This window comes from Haloferax sp. Atlit-12N (genome assembly GCF_003383095.1).
Classification (GTDB): domain Archaea; phylum Halobacteriota; class Halobacteria; order Halobacteriales; family Haloferacaceae; genus Haloferax.
Genome location: NZ_PSYW01000001.1, coordinates 157609 through 175222, shown reverse-complemented (window position 1 = coordinate 175222; position 17614 = coordinate 157609). Strand labels below are relative to the sequence as shown.

The window sequence follows — 17614 nt, the reverse complement described above, 5'->3', positions numbered from 1 at the left end:
TTTGGTGGACTCCCTCGGACGCCATAGTTCCTCCCCCTCGCCCCGTCGTATCGAAAGACTCAGTCGAACTCGACGAGCGACGACTGGCCCTCGTGTGAGCGGGCTCCGCCCCCTGCGTTCGGTGGCTCGTCGTCACCGTCGTCGCCGGCGTCGTCATCGTCGCCGATGCGGTCGTCTGAGATGCCGTCGTCGCCGATGCGGTCATCGGGGTTGTCGTCGCCGCCGGACCCGGTGGACTCCCAGCCGTCGAGGCTCGACTGGTCGGCGTCCGCGAAGGAGAGCTTCGAGACGCGGACGCCGAGCTTTCGGACGGTCGTCTCTTCGAACTCGGCGTCGAGTAAGTCGAGTGCGACCGACTCGACGAGTTCCGGGTCGTCGACGGGGCCAGAAAGCGATGTCGCCCGCGTGTTGATGTCGAACGGCGGGACGACCACCTTGATGCCGATGGTCCGGTACATCGCCCCGCGGGAGTTCGCCCGGTCGGCCACGTCGGCCGCGAGGGCGCGGACGACCTCCCGCTTGTCCTCGATGTCGGCCGTCGGCTCGGTGAACGCCGACTCCCGCGAGAGGCTCTTGGGCCGGCCCGTCGGCGTGACCGTCCGGTCGTCGTAGCCCCGCGCCCGCTCGTGGAGTTCGCGGCCGCGCGAGCCGAACTCGGCTTCGAGGACCGAGGCGTCGGCCTCGGCGAGGTCGCCCGCCGTGTCGATGCCGAGCGAGCCGAGCTTTCGGGCCGTCACGGGGCCGACACCGTGGACCTCCTCAACCGGGATGGGTGCGAGGAACGACCGCACCTCACCGGGGCGGACGACGACCAGCCCGTCGGGCTTGTCGAAGTCGGAGGCGATTTTCGCGGTCGACATGTTCGGCGCGACGCCGATGGAGGCCGCGACGCCGACCTCGCGGGCGATGCGCTGTTTCACGTAGCGGGCAAAGCCCTCCGCCAGCGTCCGGTCGCCGGAGGCCGCGAGGTCCCACCCAGTCCGGTCGGTCACGTCGAGGTAGGCCTCGTCGATGCTCACCTCGCGGACCACGTCGGCGCAGTCGTGGAGAATCGCCTTCACGTCGGCGGCGACCTCCTTGTAGAACTCGAGGTCGACGGTGCGGTAGTGGCCCGCGGCCGTGGGGTCGTCGTCGGGGCCGAGGTCGTCGATTCGCGGGAGGCGTTCGAGCGCGGTCGAAATCGGCTGGGCGCTCTCGACGCCGAACTCGCGGGCCTCGTAGCTCGCCGTGGCGACCGCGCCGTGGCCCTCGCCGGGTTCGTAGCCCATGCCGACGACCACCGGCTCGCCTTCGAGTTCGGGCTCGTGCAGGCGCTCGCAGGCGGCGTAAAAACAGTCCATGTCGACGTGAAGGACGATGCTGTCGGGGCCGTCGTCGGCGGTCGTGCCCGGCAGCGTCTCCTCCGCCATAGTCGAGGTGACGGGCGCGACGCACCTGAAGCTTCAGATAGCGCGGCGAAAGTAAAGCGAGGAAGGAAGGAAGGAAGGACGCGGCGGGCCGGTCGCGGTCGGTCGCTATCGGTCGTCGTCGGCCGTCGTCGGTCGCGTCACTTCAGTCGCTCTTGCAGGAACGAGGGGTGTGCGGCCGTGACGCCGTCGATAGACAGAATCTCGTCGGAGATAACGTCGCCGAGGGAGTCGCCGTCGACGGCGCGGACCTCGGCCATCAGCATGTGGTCGCCGGAGGACGTGTACAGCGCCTCCACCGAGTCGAGTTCCTTGAGGATGCGCGTGACCTCGACGTAGCGCTCGCTGGTCGCGTCGATGCCGACCATGGCGATAGACTGCCCGGCGAGTTTCTTCGGGTCGATGTCGGCCGAGTAACCGATGATGACGCCGTCGTCTTCGAGTTTTCGGATGTACTTCCGAACTGTCGGCTTCGACACGTCCGCCCTGTCTGCGATCTGGGCGTACGACGCCTTCGCGTCTTCCTCCAAGACCGCGAGGATGCGTCCTTCCGTGGACGTGGTTTCCATGCCCGTTGGTTTTCCCACGGGAGAAAAATATCTTGCGAATCCGAAAAGGGTTCTCGGTCACATCGAACCGGCGCGGCCGCCGGTCGAAAACCGAGCGCCGACTACGGCGTCGTCGGCGTTACTTGTGCTTGTCGAGGAAGTTGTCGAACGTCCGCTCCCACTCGTAGGAGTCGTCGAAGTAGCGCTCCGCGAGCGGCTCTTCGGGCATCTCGCCGATGCGCTGTTTCTCCTGCTGGTAGGACGGGCGGTCTTCGTCGACGTAGTACCGGCCGGTGAGGACGGTGCCCTCGTGGAGGGCGTTCTCCGTCTCGAACATCATCTCAGAGGCCTCCGAGCGGTTCGTGTTGTCGAACTCGTAGTCGTCGGAGTCGTTGATGTCGATGTACGGGACGTACTGACGGGCGTCCTTGTTCCACGTCGGACACTGCGTGAGGAAGTCAACGTGGGAGAAGCCGTCGTGCTGGATGGCTTCCACGATGATGTCCTTCGCCTGGTTCGGGTTGACAGCGGCCGTCCGCGCGACGTACGACGCCCCGGCGTTCAGGGACATCGAGAGCGGGCGGAGCGGCGTCTTGGCCGAGCCGTGGGGCTGGGTCTTCGACTTGTGACCCATCGGCGACGTGGGCGAGGTCTGGCCCTTCGTGAGGCCGAAGATCTCGTTGTTGAACACGATGTAGGTGATGTCGTGGTTCTCACGAGCGGTGTGCATGAAGTGGTTGCCACCGATGCCGTAGCCGTCACCGTCGCCGCCGGCGGCGACCACGGTCAGACCGGGGTTCGCCAGCTTCGCGGCGCGGGCGATGGGCAGCGAGCGGCCGTGGATGGTGTGGAAGCCGTAGCTGTTGAAGTAGCTGTTGAGCTTGCCGGAACAGCCGATACCGGTCGTCACCATCATCTCGTCGGGCGAGAGGCCGAGTTCGGCCGCCGCGCCTTTGAGCGCCTTGAGGACACCGAAGTCACCACAGCCCGGACACCACGTCGGCTGGGGTTCGAGTCCGGGGGTGAACTCGTTTTGGTCCTGCTCCGTTTCTTCACCGATTGCGCTGAATGCACTCATGATTTATTCACCCACCTTGGGGACGAACTTCGTGCGGTTGTCTGGGAGCTCCTCGCCTTCGAGGAGCGCCGTCTCGAAGCCCTCGACGATGTCGGCGGGCTCGAACGGGTTGCCGTTGTACTTGAGGAGGCTCGACATCTGGTCGCCGTAGCCGCCGAGTTCCTTGGAGATGAGTCCGCGGAACTGGGCGGAGGCGGTCATCTCGACGACGAGCGCCTCGTCGACGCTGTCGAGGAAGTCCGCGACCTGCTGTTTCGGGAACGGCATCATCTCGGAGACGCCGAGGACCTTGACCGAGTGGCCCTTCTCGTTGAGAACGTCGGCGGCCTCTTCGACGGTGCCCTGCTGGCTGCCGAAGGTGATGAGGCCGAGGTCGGCGTCCTCGTCGCCGTGGATCGTGTTGAACTCGCCGTCGGCGTCGAGTTCGGCGCGGATGTTGTCGACCTTCTGCATGCGGCGGTTCATCTGCGCGACGCGGTTCTCGGGGGACTCCGAGATGTGCCCCGCGGGCATGTGCTCGTTACCCGTTGCGAGGTAGCGACCGCCCTTCTGGCCCGGCAGCGAACGCGGCGAGACGCCGTTTTCGGTGTCGTGCTGGAAGCGCTGGTACTTGCCGGAGTCGTCGTGCGGCGCGTCTTCGAGTTCCGCTTCCGTCAGGACCGAGCCGAGGTCGGCGTTCGGCTCCTCGTCGAAGACCGACGCCGGGACGTTCGAAAGCTCGCCGCCGAGCTTCTGGTCGTAGAGGACGATGGACGGAATCTGGTACTCGTAGGCGATCTGGAACGCCTTGCGCGTCTGGTAGTACGCCTCGGCGGCGGTGCCGGGCGCGAAGACGATGCGGTGAGAGTCGCCCTGCGAGGTGTACAGGACGTGCTCGAGGTCGGACTGCTCGGGCTTCGTCGGCATACCCGTCGAGGGACCGGCGCGCATTGCCTCGACGAGAACGAGCGGCGTCTCGGTAATCTCTGCGAGACCGAGCGGCTCGGACATGAGCGAAAAGCCGCCACCGGAAGAGCCGGACATCGCCTTGACGCCCGCGTGGGAGGCACCGATTGCCAGCGCGGCCGCGGCGATTTCGTCCTCCACCTGCTCGGAGATGCCGCCGAGTTCGGGGAGGTTCTGGGTCATGATGGTGAAGACTTCCGTCCACGGGGTCATCGGGTAGCCCGCGATGAAGCGGCAGCCTTCGTCGATGGCACCGTACGCGATGGCGTCGGAGCCGGAGAGAAGCACCTGCTCTTCGTCGTGTTCGCCGGTCGGCGCGGACACGTCGGGAGCCTCGACGTCGTACTCCTCCTGGACCATCTCGTAGGCGTCGTCGAAGACGGTCAGGTTCGGTTCGAGAATCTTGTCGGGCATCGCGTCCGACATCAGGCTCTTGATGACGTCGGGTTCGATGCCGGCGATGGCGCACGTGACGGCGACACCGGCGGTGTTGCGCATGACCTCGCGACCGTGTTCGCGGGCGATGGTGCGCAGGTCGATGTCGTAGACGTGCCAGTCGTTCTCCTCGACGCGCTCGTCGAAGTCCTCGATTTCGGAGGCGTCGAGCAGACCGGAGTCGTAGACGATGACGCCGCCTTCGTTGAGTTCGTCGAGGTTCTCCGAGAGCGGCTTGATCTCCTCGTTGCCGTAGTAGGCACCCTCGCTCGGGTTCCGGGCGAAGGAGTCACCGAGGGCGAGGAGGAAGTTGTACCCGTCGCCGCGAGACTTGACGGGGTCTGCGCTGACGCGCACTTCCGTGTACGTGTGGCCACCGCGGATGCGCGATGGATAGTGTCGATGCGTGAAAACGTGTAGCCCCGCTCGCATCAGGGCTTTGGCGAAGTTCTGGCTCGTCGAGGCGATACCGTCACCGGAACCCCCTGCGATCCGCCAGATAAGTTCGTGGTCAGTCATATGTTGAGCTCACGGCCCCGCTGGGGCGCTACCTGAAAAGTTGGGGAGGGTCCGATTAAAGACTTTGCTATGGATTAACAAGGAAAGATAATGAAGGACTTAATATTGTTAAACTGACTCACCGTCCCACCATCGAAAGTGGACAAACGGGCTGTCACGCCCGCGGAATAGAGTGAACGATAACGCGGGATTTGTTACTCGTTGTCGGGACTCGACGGGTGGTACGGGGTGTCGTACTCGCCGGCCTGCCCGTCGAGGCGGTCGGGGTTGATGCGTCCGCCGAGGAGCATGAAGTCGAGGATAGTCACGTAGAGCATCGCCTCGACGACCGGGACGCCGCGGGGTGGGAGCACGGGGTCGTGCCGGCCGACGACCTGAATCTCCTTTTCCTCGCCGGTCTCCCAGTCGACGGTCCGCTGTTTCTTCGGGATGGACGTGGGCGCGTGGAGCGTCAGTTCGCCGTACACCGGTTCGCCGGTCGTGATGCCGCCCTGGATGCCACCGTGTTTGTTGCCGACCGGGCGGGGGTCGCCCTCCTCGTCGAACTCCCAGTTCTCGTTGCGGTCGTGGCCAGTCCACTCGCGGGCCGCGCGGCCGAGGCCGAACTCGAAGGCCGTCGCCGCCGGCACCGACATGAGCGCCTGTCCGAGCCGCGCCGAGAAAGAGTCGAACCGCGGCGCGCCGAGGCCGCGCGGGACGCCCTGCGCCTCGAAGTAAATCGAGCCGCCGATGGAGTCACCTTCCTTCTGGTACTCCTCGATGAGCTCCTGCATCTCCGCCGCCGTCTCGGGGTGCGCACACCGCACGTCGTTTTCCTCCGTGTGCTCGCGCAGGTCGTCGAAGGAGACCTCCGGCGCTTCCACGTCGCCGATTTGGTTCACGTGCGCCTTGATTTCGATGTCGTAGTCGCTCTGCTCGATGACCTGCTTCGCCACCGCGCCGGCGGCGACCCAGTTCACCGTCTCGCGCGCGGACGAGCGCCCGCCGCCGCCCCAGTTGCGCGTGCCGAACTTCGCCGAGTACGTGAAGTCGCCGTGGGAGGGCCGCGGCGCGGTCACGTAGGGCTCGTACTTGCCCGAGCGGGCGTCCTTGTTCTGGACGACCATCCCGATGGGCGTGCCCGTCGTGTAGCCGTCCTGCACGCCGGAGTTGACGACGACGGCGTCCGGTTCGCCGCGGCTCGTCGTAATCATCGACTGGCCCGGCTTCCGCCGGTCCAGTTCGTGCTGTACGTCTTCGACCGACAGCTCCACGCCGGCGGGACAGCCGGACACCGTGACGCCCATCGCGTCGCCGTGGCTCTCGCCGTAGGTGGTCATCTGAAAGAGACGACCGAATTCGTTGCCATTCATTACCCGCCCCTCGGGTGGCCGCCCATTTAGTGTTTGTAGAAAGGTGCAATCGTGGGCGGGGGTTCTGCGACCGCACGTTCATAGTCGATGCCGACGAATCCGCCGTATGGAATCGCCGCCTTCCTCCGACCCCAACGCCTCCAATTCCGGTCCCGACCCCGACGCCGCGTCTCCTTCCGCTTCCGGACTCCGCGACCGCCTCGAAGCGACCTTCTGGGAGCGCCACGCCAACCCGTGGAGCGTCGGCACGCGCATCCTCGTCTACCCGGTGTTGATGTACGCCCTCTACCGACGGGACCGCCGGCTCTTTCTCGCTGCCTTCGCGTTCACCGCGGTCAACCCGGTGTTGTTCCCGCGCCCCGCGCGCACGGACAACTACCTTAGCCGAATCGTCCTCGCCGAGCGCGAGTGGCTCGACGCCGAGCGCGGGACGATGGGGCTCGACTACCCGAACGTGCTCAACCTGCTCAACGTCCCGGTCACGCTCTACGCCGTCGCCTCGGCCATACGGCGCAGGCCGGTCGGCACGCTCCTCGGCACGCTCGGCGTGATGGCCCTCAAACTCTGGTGGGTCGACGCCGTCGTGAAGGAGACCGGCGTGACGGGTCGCGGCCCCGACCCTGACTCAGCGGAGTGAGTCCAGCGTCGCCGTCGCGAACGGAATCAGCATCTCGTCGGGGTGGAGACCGCCGTGCATGGCGACGAAACCGAGGTTCCCCGGTTCCTCGTCGCCGTACCAGACGCCGAGGTCTCGGTGGACGACCACGAGGTCGCCGAGGCGTCGCTCGAACGTCGGCGAGGGGTCGGGACCGAACAGTCCCCGCTCTAACACCTCGCGCTTCCGGAACACACGCGCGTCCAACTCGGCCGTGAGCAGGTCGTAGACGGGGTCGATTCGGTCGTCCCGCAGGTGGAGGTGGACGTTCCGCGGGCTTCCCGAGAACCGAATCGGCGTCCCGTCCGTGAGCGTCCGCAGGTCCGAGACGAGGTCGAACGGCGGTTCCGAGAGGTCGGGGTTGCGCTCGGGGTCGGTGTCGACGAGGCCGTGGTCGGCGGTGACGCAGACGAGCGTCTCGCCCGCGTCTTCGTCGCCGGTCGTTTCGGCGAGCGTCGCTATCGCGTCTTCCACGCGGGCGAAGGTCTCGGCGGCCGTCTCGCGGTACGCCTCGGAGTCGACGCCCTCGCCGTGAGCCACGGCGTCGGTCTGCGGGAGGTACGCGAAGACGTACGACGGGTCCACGGCCGACTCGGCCGCCTCGTCGAAGGCGTCCGAGAACGTCGAGAGGTCTTCCGGGTCGTAGGTGTGCGGGACCGTCTCCTCGGACGGGAACGGCGTCACGTGGTGCGCCTCGACGCCCGCGTCGGCGAGCTCGGGGTAGACGCTCTCGCAGTCGGCTACGTCGGCGTGGTCGAGTCGCTCCGGTTCGGTGCCGTCCTTCCGGAGGAAGGGCAACGCCTCGAACATCTCGTCGGCGTCGGGGTCGTAGACGTTCCAGCCGACGACGCCGTGCTCCGACGGCAACGCCCCCGAGTGGAACGTGTTCATCGCGGCGGCCGTCTCAGAGGGGAAGACGGAGGTGAGCGGCGTGACGCGACCCGCGCGCTCGAACTCGCGGAGGAAGGAGATTCGGTCGCGCTCGCCGTCCCACTGGGCGAGGCCGAAGCCGTCGACGAGAAAGACGACAACCTGCGACACGTCGTCGTAGCCCTCGGTCGCCGACGCGGGGAGTCGGGGCCCGACATCCGCGCCGAGCAGGTCGGCGACGGTCCCCGGAATCCGCGAGAAACACCAGTCGTCGTATGCCGGTCGGAGGTAGTCACCGTCCGACTGTCGCTCGCGGAGCGCCTGTGCGTCGGCGTCGAACATACCACCGTCGGCGTCCGGGCGGGCGAAAAAGGTTCCGTCCGGGCGGGTCGTTGTCAGGTCGCGCCCTCAGTTCTCGGTCATGTCGGCACCGAGGTCGGACATCGCCTCGAAGAAGTTCGGGAACGACACGTCCACGTGCTCGCTGCCTGCAATCGTCGTCTCGCCGTCCGCGACGAGGCCGGCGACCGCGAGCGACATGACGATGCGGTGGTCGCCGCGGCCGTCGACTGCCGCGCCGACGAGGTCCGTCTCGCCGCCGTGAATCGTGAGGCGGTCCTGTTGTTCGGTGACGTTCGCGCCCATCTTCGCGAGTTCCTCCGCCATCGCGCTCACGCGGTCGGTCTCCTTGAACCGGACGTGCTCGCAGTTCTCGATGACCGTGTCGCCGTCGGCGATAGCGCCGAGGACCGCGATGGTCGGCAGCAGGTCGGGCGTGTCGCCCACGTCCACGGTCGTGCCGGTGAGGTCGGCCGCGGAGACGGTCAGTTCGCCCGCCGCTTCGTCCCATTCGACCGTCGCGCCCATGTCGCGGACGATATCGACGATGGCGCTGTCGCCCTGCGCGGACGGTCGCGCGCCCTCGATGACGACGTCCTCACCCTCCGCGCCCGCGACCGCGCCGGCCGCGAGCAGATACGAGATGGACGAGAAGTCGCCGGGGACGCTGTACGCGCCGCCCTCGGGGGCGTACGACTGGCCGCCGGGGACCGAAAAGCCGTCGTCGGTCCGGGTCGCTTCTACGCCGAAGTCCGCGAGGAGTTCGAGCGTGATATCGACGTACGGCGAGGACTTGAGTTCGGTCGTGAGTTCCACGTCGATGCCCTCGTCTGTGACCGCGCCGGCCATGAGGAGCGCGGTGATGAACTGCGAGGACACGTCGCCGGGAATCTCGACGGTGCCGCCGGTCATGCCGTCGCCGACGACGAGCGGAGCCTGTCCGTTTCGGCGCGTGCTCTCGGCGCGGCCGTCGAGGTCGAAGACGGCGTCGAGAAGCGGGCCGTGGGGCCGCGAGCGGAGCGAGGCGTCGCCCGTGAGAACCGTCAGGCCCTCGCCGAGGGCCGCACAACCGGTGACGAGGCGCATCGTCGTCCCCGAGTTCTCGCAGTTGACCACGTCGTCGGGCGTGCCCGGACGGCCGCCGAAGCCGGTGACTTCGACCGTCTGGCCGTCGCGGTCGACCGACCCGCCGAAGGCCTCGACCGCGCGCATGGTCGCCTTTGTGTCGGCGCTGACGAGCGCGTCGCGGACGACCGCCTCGTCGCTGTAGCCCGCGGCGAGGACGGCTCTGTGGGTGTAACTCTTCGACGGCGGCGCTCGGGTGCGTCCGGCGACCCGAGACGGGGAGACGTGCGCGTCCATACGCGAGGGGTCGGCAGGGTCCGGTATCAGGGTACCGGACGCGGCGACGTTCTCCCGGACGGCGACGGCGGCGCGGTCGCTCGGTTTCTTGTTTGCCAACAAACATATATTGCGGGCGAGCGTACTGTACTCGGGATGGACGCCACGGGCGGTCCGGGCGAACGAAACGGCGAGTCGCTTGGCTCTCTGCGGCCGCTCGCGGCGAGTTCCGGCGGCCGATTCGCGGCGCGTCTCCCGCCCGAAGAGGCGTGTCGCGGAGCCGATACCGGAACCCGCCGACCGCGACGCGAGAGCTTTACTACCGGCCGGGCGAACCCCGGAGTATGGAACCCGATTTCTCACCGCTGGCCGAGTTCCTCGGCGACGAGTTCGACGGCTATCTCATCTCGGCCGACGGGAGCGACTCCAACCAGCTGTATCTCTCTGGGTTCGACGCACCGGACCCGTACGTGACGCTCTACACGCCCGCGGGCATCCACCTCCTCGTCTCGACGCTGGAGTTCGGCCGCGCGAAGAAAGAGAGCCGCGCCGACACCGTCTCGCGGCTCTCCGACTACGACTACCGCGACAAACACGCCGAACACGGCGCAGTCGTCGGAAAGGCGAAGACAGTCGCGGCGTTCCTCGCCGACCACGAAGTCGGCTCGCTCGCGGTCCCCGCGGACTTCCCGCTCGGCACCGCCGACGCGCTGCGCGACGAGGGCGTTGCGGTCGAGGCCGAGACCGACGACGTGCTCACGAACATCCGCGCGGTGAAGACCGACGAGGAGGTCGCGCACGTCCACGCCGCACAGGACGCCAACGAGGCCGCGATGCGCGCCGCCGAGGGCCTCATCCGCGACGCCGACGTGGCCGACGACGGCACGCTCACGTACGAGGGCGAACCCCTGACGAGCGAGCGCGTCAAGGAAGAAATCGAGGTGACGCTCCTGCGACACGGCTGTGCCCTCGACGAGACCATCGTCGCCTGCGGAGCCGACGCCGCCGACCCACACGACCGCGGGAGCGGTCCGCTCCGGGCCGACGAGGCCGTCATCATCGACATCTTCCCGCGCGACAAGGAGACGAAGTACAACGGCGACATGACCCGGACGTTCGTGAAAGGCGAGCCATCGCCCGAAATCCGCGAGTGGTTCGACCTCACCGAGGAGGCGTTCGAGGCCGCCCTCGACGCCGTCGAGCCGGGCGCGACCGGAGCCGACGTCCACGACGCCGTCTGCGACGTGTACGAGGCGGCCGGCGAGAGCACGCTCCGCGCGGACCCCTCGGCGGAGACCGGCTTCATCCACAGCACGGGCCACGGCGTCGGCCTCGACGTGCACGAACTCCCGTCGCTGAGCCCGAGCGGCGAGGAGCTTCGACCCGGTCACGTCATCACCATCGAGCCGGGGCTGTACGACCCTGAAATCGGCGGTGTCAGAATCGAAGACCTCGTCGTCGTCACCGAGGACGGCTACGAGAACCTGACGGAGTACCCGGTCGAACTCGTCGTCGAGTAGCCGGCGCGAGAACGCGGAATCGGAACGAACGCGGAATCCGAATCGGCGTCGACGGAGAAAATCAGCTGTCGAGGGCGTTTTCGCCGGTCGAGCCGCAAGTGGCGGGCGCATCGGTCCAGCCGGAGTTGGCCTCGCGCCACTGTTTTAGCAGGTCTTCCAGCGCGTCACCCGTCTCGGGCGTGAGTACGCCCGCTGCCTGCCGGACGACGGTCCCGTCCTCGATGAGGAGCGCGTAGATGTTGCCCTCGCCGAGCAGTCCGAGGCGGCGCTGGAGCGCGGTCTTGTCCACCCGCGCGATGAGCGCGTTGTCGTGGGGGCGGCTCCGGGCGGCACCCGGCGACATTCCGCCGCCGGACATCGGCGGCATCATCCCGCTCCGCCCGCCGAGGACGAGCAGCTCGTAGTACTCGAAATGTCCGTACGTCTCGCACAACTCCTTCGCGTACCCGCGCCACGACCCGACCAGCGACTGCTGGCGGCGGTCGAAACTGATGAGCACGAGCGTCTGTTCACCCTCTAAGTCGTCGGGAAGGACGACCTTCTGACCGCTCGTATCTCGTGTCGGGAGGCGAGGGAACTCCATGGGCTAGGCGATTCTCCACCAATAGATAAGTCTAATTGCCGATTCGATAAACCGTCGCGTCGAGAGGACTGTCTCTCTAGCTGCGACGATGTGTGAACTCATCTCGAGTGGTTTCGAGTTCACTCATTATAAACGTCCCCCTCCGAGTCTCAGCGCCGATAACCGGAGGTCAGCGTTCGTATTCGGGGTCGAACAGTTGGGCCGACATCGGCCCCGGTTCGCTCCCCTCGACGACGGCGTACGAAGAGAAGTCGTCGACGCCCGCTTCGGACAGCAGTTCCTCGTCGTAGAACGCGTTGCCGGTGCAGTCGGTCGGGTCGCGCGAGAACAGTTCGGTGACGGCGTCGCACAGTATCTGCGGGGTGCGCCAGTCCTCGGGCGCGCCCATCCCGAAGTGTCGGGTCGCCTCGGACTCGATGGCGGAGACCGGCCACAGCGCGTTCACGCCGATGTCGTCGGCGTCGAGTTCGCCCGCGAGCGACTGCGCGATGAACGTCATGCCGTACTTCGAGAGCGCGTAGGCGACCTTCCCCGGGGCGGGCCGGGCGGGCATCGGCGGCGAGAAGGTGACGACGTGGGCGTGGTCGCTCTCGCGGAGGTGCGGGAGCGCGGCGTGTGTGGTCGCGTACGCCCCGCGGGCGTTCACGTCCATGAGGAGGTCGAACCGCTTCGGCGGCGTGTCCTCGAAGCCCGCGATGTGAATCGCGCCCGCGTTGTTGACGACGAAGTCGATGCCGCCGAAGGCGTCGACCGTCTCGTCGATGGCCGTCTGCACCGAGTCGTCGTCGCGCACGTCGAGTTGACACCAGATGGAGTTGCCGCCGCGCTCGCGTATCTCCTCCGTCGTCTCGACGATGGTCCCGGGGAGGTCCTCGCGCCCGTCGACGGTCTTGCCCGTCGAGACGACGTTCGCGCCCCGGTCGGCCAAGTCGAGGGCGATGGCCTTCCCGATACCGCGACTGGTTCCCGTGATGAAGGCCGTCCGACCCTCGAAATCCACATCATCGAATGCCATAGTTTCTTATCGGCCATCGACCACTTGATGGTTCGTACACCGGGCGTCGGTTGAACGTGGTTTGCGGGTCGGGCGCGGGTGAGCGTCTCGTCGGGAGTCCCGCACAGAGGTCGCTCAGTCCGACGGTGAGAATCCGCTGAGACCGTCCAGCGGGAGGTTACCCTCGCCGCTGGCGCGCACCGTCTTCCCGGCGACACCGGGACGGGTCGCCTGCACGGTGAACTGACAGTACAGCGTCTTCGGGAGCGACTCGGTCGTCGGGGCGAACACGACCGGGACGATAATCGTCCCCTGCATCTGCACGTCTCGGAGTTCGATGACGGTCCGTTTAGTGGTGCTCTCGCGGTCGTAATACGTCGAAAACCCGTCCCCTTCTCCTTGTCCCGGCGGCTCGACGCGCGCCGCGTAACTGGTCGCCTGCTCGTACGACGACGGCGGTTCGAACCGAAAGCGGAACCAGTCGAGACGGTATCCCTCGTAGGGTTCGTCGGCCGCGAGTCCGCCGACGGTCGAGTTGAACTGGAGCGACAGCGTCGGGAAGCGGCCTTCGAGGCGGTCGACCCGTCTCGCTTCCACGGCCGCGTACCCGATGCCGTCTTCGTCGCCCTCGCGTCGCGGGTACCGCCAGAGGATTTCGGGAGACCCCAAACCGCTTCCGTCCCGTACCGTCGTCTCGGCACCGACTCGTTCGGGGCCGAGTCCGGGCACTCGCCCGCTACAACCGGCGATGCCGACGACGGCCGCTGACCCGAGTCCGGCGAGGACGCGTCTTCGAGTCCGGCGGTCGGCGTTGGTGTCTGAATTGGGGGAGGGCATCGTCGTTCGTTCACTAGCGTCTGAGCTGTCAACAAAATAACTGCTGATTCGGAGCCCTCCAACCGACTCCGGTCTCGCCACACCCGCCGCCACCGATTCCCTTTTGCCCGCCGCACCTCCACACCCGTACCGATGGACGTGCTCATCGTCGGCGCGGGTGCAATGGGACGCTGGTTCGGCCGCACCGTCGACGCCGACCTCGCGTTCGCCGACGCGGACCCCGAGAGCGCTGTCGCCGCAGCGGACGCGCTGGGCGGGCGGGCGGTCCCGCTGGACGGCGACGAGCGGTTCGACGTGGTCTGTCTCGCGGTCCCGATGCGGCTCGCGTCCGACGCCGTCGCCGACAACGCCCACCGCGCGGACGCCGCGATGTGCGACGTGACCGGCGCGATGGGACCGCCGGTGGCGGCGATGCGCGACCACCTCCCCGACCGCGAGCGACTCAGCCTCCACCCGCTTTTCGCCCCGCACAACGCCCCCGGCAACGTCGCCGCCGTCGCCGACGAACCGGGCGCGTACACCGACGCCCTGCTCGCCGACCTCGACGCGGCCGGAAACCGCGTCTTCGAGACGACGCCCGAGGAACACGACGCGGCGATGGAGACGGTGCAGGCGGCCGCCCACGCGGCCGTCCTCTCGTTCGGCCTCGCCGCCGCCGACGTGCGCGAGGAGTTCGCCACGCCGATTTCGGCCGCGCTCGACGAACTCGTCGCCTCGGTGTCCGGCGGCACCCCGCGCGTGTACGCGGACATCCAATCGTCGTTCGGCGACGGGGCCGACCGCGTCGCCGACGCGGCCCGCGACCTCGCGGCGGCCGACGACGAGGCGTTCGCCGACCTCTATCGGCGCGTCTCTCGCGGCGACGACGCGCCGGGCGACCAGACCCCGGCAAGCGCCGACGACCGCAGTCGCGACCGCGACTAGACCGACAAGCACGACCCTATCGAGTGACGAGTGAAGGGAGACACCGACGCCGACGCCCCGCAGCGGGCCCGACACCTCCCGCGCGGGCGACGGCGACTCGCTCCACAGTCCACCGATGATAGACAGAGACGCCGTCCGCGACAACGCGAAGTACCTCAGAAACGTCCGCCCCATCGACCCCGACGAGATAGCCGAGTACATCGAGGGCGCGCCGCACCCCGCCGTGGTGAAACAGACGCTCCGCGAGGAGGCCCACGACCTCGGCCTGTTCGAGCGCGACGACGGCACGTTCGTGCCCGCGAACGACGACCCCGCGCCGTTTCAGAACTGGTCGCCCGCGGCCTTCCCCGACGACTACTCCTTCGCCCTCGAAGACCTGCTTATCGGGCGTTACGGCGCGAACTGGCACGTCGGCGAGTCGGGCGACCGCCTCCGTGAGCGCGTCCGCCAACTCAAGGAGGACTACTACCGGGGCAACCCCGTCGAGTACGACGAGGACGCCGCGCTCGGCTACGGGATATACCACCTCCCGGACTACTACGCCGTCGTCGGCTACGTCCTCTCTGACCTCGCCGAGCGGAGCCTGCTCCCGCGAAACCCCCGCGTGCTCGACGTGGGTGCCGGGACGGGCGGCCCCGCGCTCGGCCTCCACGACTACCTCCCCGACGATTCCGTCGTGGACTACCACGCGGTCGAGCCGAGCGCCTCCGCCGACGTGCTCGACCGGATGCTCGGCGAGACCCGCCGGAACTTCCGGACGACCGTCCACCGCGAGACCGCTGAGGCGTTCGACCCCGACGGCGAGTACGACGTCGTCCTCTTCGCCAGCGTCCTGAGTGAACTCGACGACCCCGTCGCGGTCGTCGAGAAGTACCTCGACGCCCTCGCGGACGACGGCACAATCGTCGCCATCGCGCCCGCCGACCGGAACACGAGTATCGGCCTCCGCGAGGTCGAACGCGAGGTCGCGCCGGCCGACGGCGACGTGACCGTGTACTCGCCGACGCTCCGCCTCTGGGACGGCTACGCGCCCTCGGACCGGGGCTGGTCGTTCGACGTGAAGCCCGACCTCGACGTGCCGGGGTTCCAGCGCCGCCTCGACGAGGGCCGTGACAGCGACGAGGACGAGGGAACGTTCGTCAACGTGGACGTGCAGTACTCCTACAGCGTCCTCCGGACCGACGGCGAGCGCCGCCTCGACGTGCGCGGGAACCCCGCGCGGTTCGCCAAGATGGCCGAGATGGAGCGCCACGTCACGAACCGCATCGACCTTCTGGCGGTCAAACTGAGCCACGACCTCTCGGAGGGGAACAACCAGGTGTTCAAAATCGGCGACGGGAGCGAGGCGGTCGACCACTACGCCGTCCGAACCCGCGACACCGTGCTGAACGCCGATGTGGCCGACGCCGACTACGGCGACGTGCTCGTCTTCGAGAACGTCCTCGCGCTCTGGAACGACGACGAAGAGGCGTACAACCTCGTCGTCGACGACGAGACGCTCGTCGACCGCGTCGCCTGAGCGGGCCGCGTCGTCTCCGGCGTCGGTCGCAGTCACCTACCGTCGGCCGCCGGTTCGGGACATGTTGCGTCCGACGGGTGGCTTTTTGCGCGCTCCGTCCCCAGTCGGACCATGAGCGAACCCAGCATCCTCCTCACCAACGACGACGGCATCGAGAGCGTGGGCTTCCGCGCGCTCTACGACGCCCTCTTGGAGTTCGCCGACGTGACCGCGGTCGCGCCCGCGACGGACCAGAGCGCTGTCGGGCGGAAGATGTCCACCGACGCGGTCGTCACCGAGCACGAACTCGGCTACGCGCTGGAGGGGACGCCCGCCGACTGCACGGTCGCCGGGTTAGAGGCGCTGTGCCCCGACGTGGACATGGTCGTCTCCGGCATCAACAAGGGAGCAAACATCGGCGCGTACGTCCTCGGGCGGTCGGGGACCGTCAGCGCCGCCGTCGAGGCCGCGTTCTTCGATGTGCCCGCCATCGCTCTCTCGCTGTACGTCCCCGCCGGCGGCGACATGCCGTGGCACGAGAAGGCGACCGACCCGCGGGACTTCCGCGAGGCGACCCACGCGGCCTCGTACCTCGTCAAACACGCCGAGCCGGCCGGCGTCTTCGACCAGTGCGACTACCTCAACGTCAACGCGCCCATGCGCGACCCCAGCGGCGACCCGGCAGACATGCAGGTGACGGTTCCCTCGGAACTGTACGACATGACCGCCGAGTTCGAAAACGGGACCGTGAAGCTCCACGACCGCGTCTGGGAGCGGATGCAAACCGGCGACATTCCGGACCCCGACGGCACCGACCGCCGGGCCGTCGTCGAGGGCCGCGTGTCGGTCTCGCCGCTGACCGCGCCGCACACGACCCACCGCCACGAGGCGCTGGACGCGCTCGCCGAGACGTATCTGGAGTAGGCCGAGCGTCGAGCGTCGTCCGGTGGCAACAAAGCGTATATCCGAGGGTCCTGAAACGCCGACGAGACCGATGACCCCGTTTCTCCAAGCCGCCGAGTCGGGAAGCGTCACCGGCTTTCTCGTCACTATCGCGGTGCTGTTTAGCATCCCGCTCGTCATCCTCCTCCTCGGACGGCTGTTCGAACAGTTCTTCTGAGGTCCGCCCTTCGGAGGGTCTTGTCGACCGCGGCGACTCGCGCGATGCGCCACGCATGCGGCCCGAGCCTCACCGTCGCCTTTTTATATGAATATTGACATTTGAATGTCATGAGCCGTGACGAGCTCAACGACTATCTGAAACAGCGGCCGCTCTTGGGAGGTCTCTGGCTTGTCGGAATGCTCGGCGCGGGCATGGTTCTGTGGCTGAAACTGCTTCGACCGGCACAGTCGGTCGTCGACATCGTCTCGAACACCGGCTACCAGTTCGTCTTTCTCGTGATGGGCGGGCTCTGTTACGTGACCTACGTCGGCTTCTCTCGGGCCGTGAACTGAAGTTATTCCGCCCCCGCCCGCCGACTGTCGACCAGCAGTTTGTACGCGAGGCCGACGACGCCGGCGAACAGCGCGAGCGCCCCGGCGAGTGAGGCGACGATTCCGAGCGCGAACATCAGACCGAACCCGTAGCCTGCGAGGGCGAACGTGCCGATAGTCAGCAACACCCAACCGCCGATGATGACGGCGAACAGCACGACGGCGTCGTCTTCGGTCGCATAGCGGAGGGCGTCACGGGCGGAGACGCGTGACATACCGAACGCGTCGCCGGGGGCGAAGGTGGTCCTTTCGGTCGGCCGACACCAAAGAGTAAAC

The 17614-nt window shown here is 67.5% G+C and carries 18 protein-coding genes; 7 read left to right on the top strand and 11 right to left on the bottom strand.

Going from position 1 to position 17614, the window contains the following annotated elements; genetic code table 11:
- Positions 1-59: 59 nt before the first annotated feature.
- From dinB to aroC, 5 genes are all read right to left on the bottom strand, one after another.
- Complete coding sequence (dinB, locus tag C5B90_RS00905; protein ID WP_115878344.1) at positions 60-1409, bottom strand: DNA polymerase IV; 1350 nt, start codon at positions 1407-1409, stop codon at positions 60-62.
- A gap of 137 nt (positions 1410-1546) precedes the next feature.
- A complete protein-coding gene (lrpA1, locus tag C5B90_RS00900) occupies positions 1547-1975 on the bottom strand; it encodes an HTH-type transcriptional regulator LrpA1 (RefSeq protein WP_004043634.1) in 429 nt (142 codons plus the stop codon).
- 118 nt (positions 1976-2093) lie between these two features.
- On the bottom strand, positions 2094-3032 hold the full coding sequence (locus C5B90_RS00895) for a thiamine pyrophosphate-dependent enzyme (protein WP_004043633.1): 939 nt from the start codon (positions 3030-3032) through the stop codon (positions 2094-2096).
- Positions 3033-3035: 3 nt separating this feature from the next.
- Positions 3036-4931, bottom strand: a complete 1896-nt coding sequence (locus tag C5B90_RS00890) for a 2-oxoacid:acceptor oxidoreductase subunit alpha (protein ID WP_115878342.1) — start codon at positions 4929-4931, stop codon at positions 3036-3038.
- Between the two features lie 194 nt (positions 4932-5125).
- The gene (gene aroC / locus C5B90_RS00885) at positions 5126-6283 is read right to left on the bottom strand and encodes a chorismate synthase (protein WP_115878340.1); all 1158 of its coding nucleotides are present in this window, start codon (positions 6281-6283) and stop codon (positions 5126-5128) included.
- A gap of 106 nt (positions 6284-6389) precedes the next feature.
- Here aroC and C5B90_RS00880 point away from each other — a divergent pair, with 106 nt between their 5' ends.
- The gene (locus C5B90_RS00880) at positions 6390-6920 is read left to right on the top strand and encodes a DUF6653 family protein (RefSeq protein ID WP_115878338.1); all 531 of its coding nucleotides are present in this window, start codon (positions 6390-6392) and stop codon (positions 6918-6920) included.
- Here C5B90_RS00880 and C5B90_RS00875 read toward each other — a convergent pair.
- Both C5B90_RS00875 and aroA read right to left on the bottom strand, forming a co-directional pair.
- Positions 6909-8150 (bottom strand): alkaline phosphatase family protein, encoded by a 1242-nt coding sequence (locus C5B90_RS00875; RefSeq protein ID WP_115878336.1) that lies wholly within the window; start codon positions 8148-8150, stop codon positions 6909-6911. The genes C5B90_RS00880 and C5B90_RS00875 overlap by 12 nt on opposite strands.
- A 66-nt stretch (positions 8151-8216) precedes the next feature.
- On the bottom strand, positions 8217-9509 hold the full coding sequence (gene aroA / locus C5B90_RS00870; RefSeq protein ID WP_115880517.1) for a 3-phosphoshikimate 1-carboxyvinyltransferase: 1293 nt from the start codon (positions 9507-9509) through the stop codon (positions 8217-8219).
- A gap of 323 nt (positions 9510-9832) precedes the next feature.
- Between aroA and C5B90_RS00865 the strand changes: the two genes are divergently transcribed.
- Positions 9833-11008: a Xaa-Pro peptidase family protein gene (locus C5B90_RS00865; RefSeq protein WP_115878334.1), complete on the top strand. Its 1176-nt coding sequence runs from the start codon at positions 9833-9835 to the stop codon at positions 11006-11008.
- A 61-nt stretch (positions 11009-11069) separates the two neighbouring features.
- Here the strand turns inward: C5B90_RS00865 and C5B90_RS00860 are convergent, their stop codons facing one another.
- The 3 genes from C5B90_RS00860 to C5B90_RS00850 form a co-directional block, all read right to left on the bottom strand.
- Complete coding sequence (locus tag C5B90_RS00860) at positions 11070-11591, bottom strand: hypothetical protein (RefSeq protein WP_115878332.1); 522 nt, start codon at positions 11589-11591, stop codon at positions 11070-11072.
- A 169-nt stretch (positions 11592-11760) separates the two neighbouring features.
- Positions 11761-12606: an NAD(P)-dependent oxidoreductase gene (locus C5B90_RS00855; RefSeq protein WP_115878330.1), complete on the bottom strand. Its 846-nt coding sequence runs from the start codon at positions 12604-12606 to the stop codon at positions 11761-11763.
- 114 nt (positions 12607-12720) lie between these two features.
- On the bottom strand, positions 12721-13422 hold the full coding sequence (locus tag C5B90_RS00850; protein ID WP_115878328.1) for a hypothetical protein: 702 nt from the start codon (positions 13420-13422) through the stop codon (positions 12721-12723).
- 132 nt (positions 13423-13554) lie between these two features.
- Between C5B90_RS00850 and C5B90_RS00845 the strand changes: the two genes are divergently transcribed.
- The 5 genes from C5B90_RS00845 to C5B90_RS00830 all read left to right on the top strand — a co-directional run bounded on the left by C5B90_RS00845 (position 13555) and on the right by C5B90_RS00830 (position 17299).
- Entirely contained in the window at positions 13555-14346 is a 792-nt protein-coding gene (locus tag C5B90_RS00845; RefSeq protein WP_115878326.1) for a prephenate dehydrogenase/arogenate dehydrogenase family protein, read from the top strand.
- 115 nt (positions 14347-14461) lie between these two features.
- Complete coding sequence (locus C5B90_RS00840) at positions 14462-15865, top strand: small ribosomal subunit Rsm22 family protein (protein ID WP_115878324.1); 1404 nt, start codon at positions 14462-14464, stop codon at positions 15863-15865.
- A 111-nt stretch (positions 15866-15976) separates the two neighbouring features.
- Entirely contained in the window at positions 15977-16768 is a 792-nt protein-coding gene (surE, locus tag C5B90_RS00835) for a 5'/3'-nucleotidase SurE (RefSeq protein ID WP_115878322.1), read from the top strand.
- Between the two features lie 70 nt (positions 16769-16838).
- On the top strand, positions 16839-16964 hold the full coding sequence (locus C5B90_RS21165; protein WP_255409901.1) for a hypothetical protein: 126 nt from the start codon (positions 16839-16841) through the stop codon (positions 16962-16964).
- A gap of 110 nt (positions 16965-17074) precedes the next feature.
- The gene (locus tag C5B90_RS00830; RefSeq protein ID WP_115878320.1) at positions 17075-17299 is read left to right on the top strand and encodes a hypothetical protein; all 225 of its coding nucleotides are present in this window, start codon (positions 17075-17077) and stop codon (positions 17297-17299) included.
- A 2-nt stretch (positions 17300-17301) separates the two neighbouring features.
- Here C5B90_RS00830 and C5B90_RS20675 read toward each other — a convergent pair whose 3' ends face one another.
- Positions 17302-17553, bottom strand: coding sequence for a hypothetical protein (locus C5B90_RS20675; protein WP_199517421.1), 252 nt, complete (start codon positions 17551-17553; stop codon positions 17302-17304).
- Positions 17554-17614: the final 61 nt, after the last annotated feature.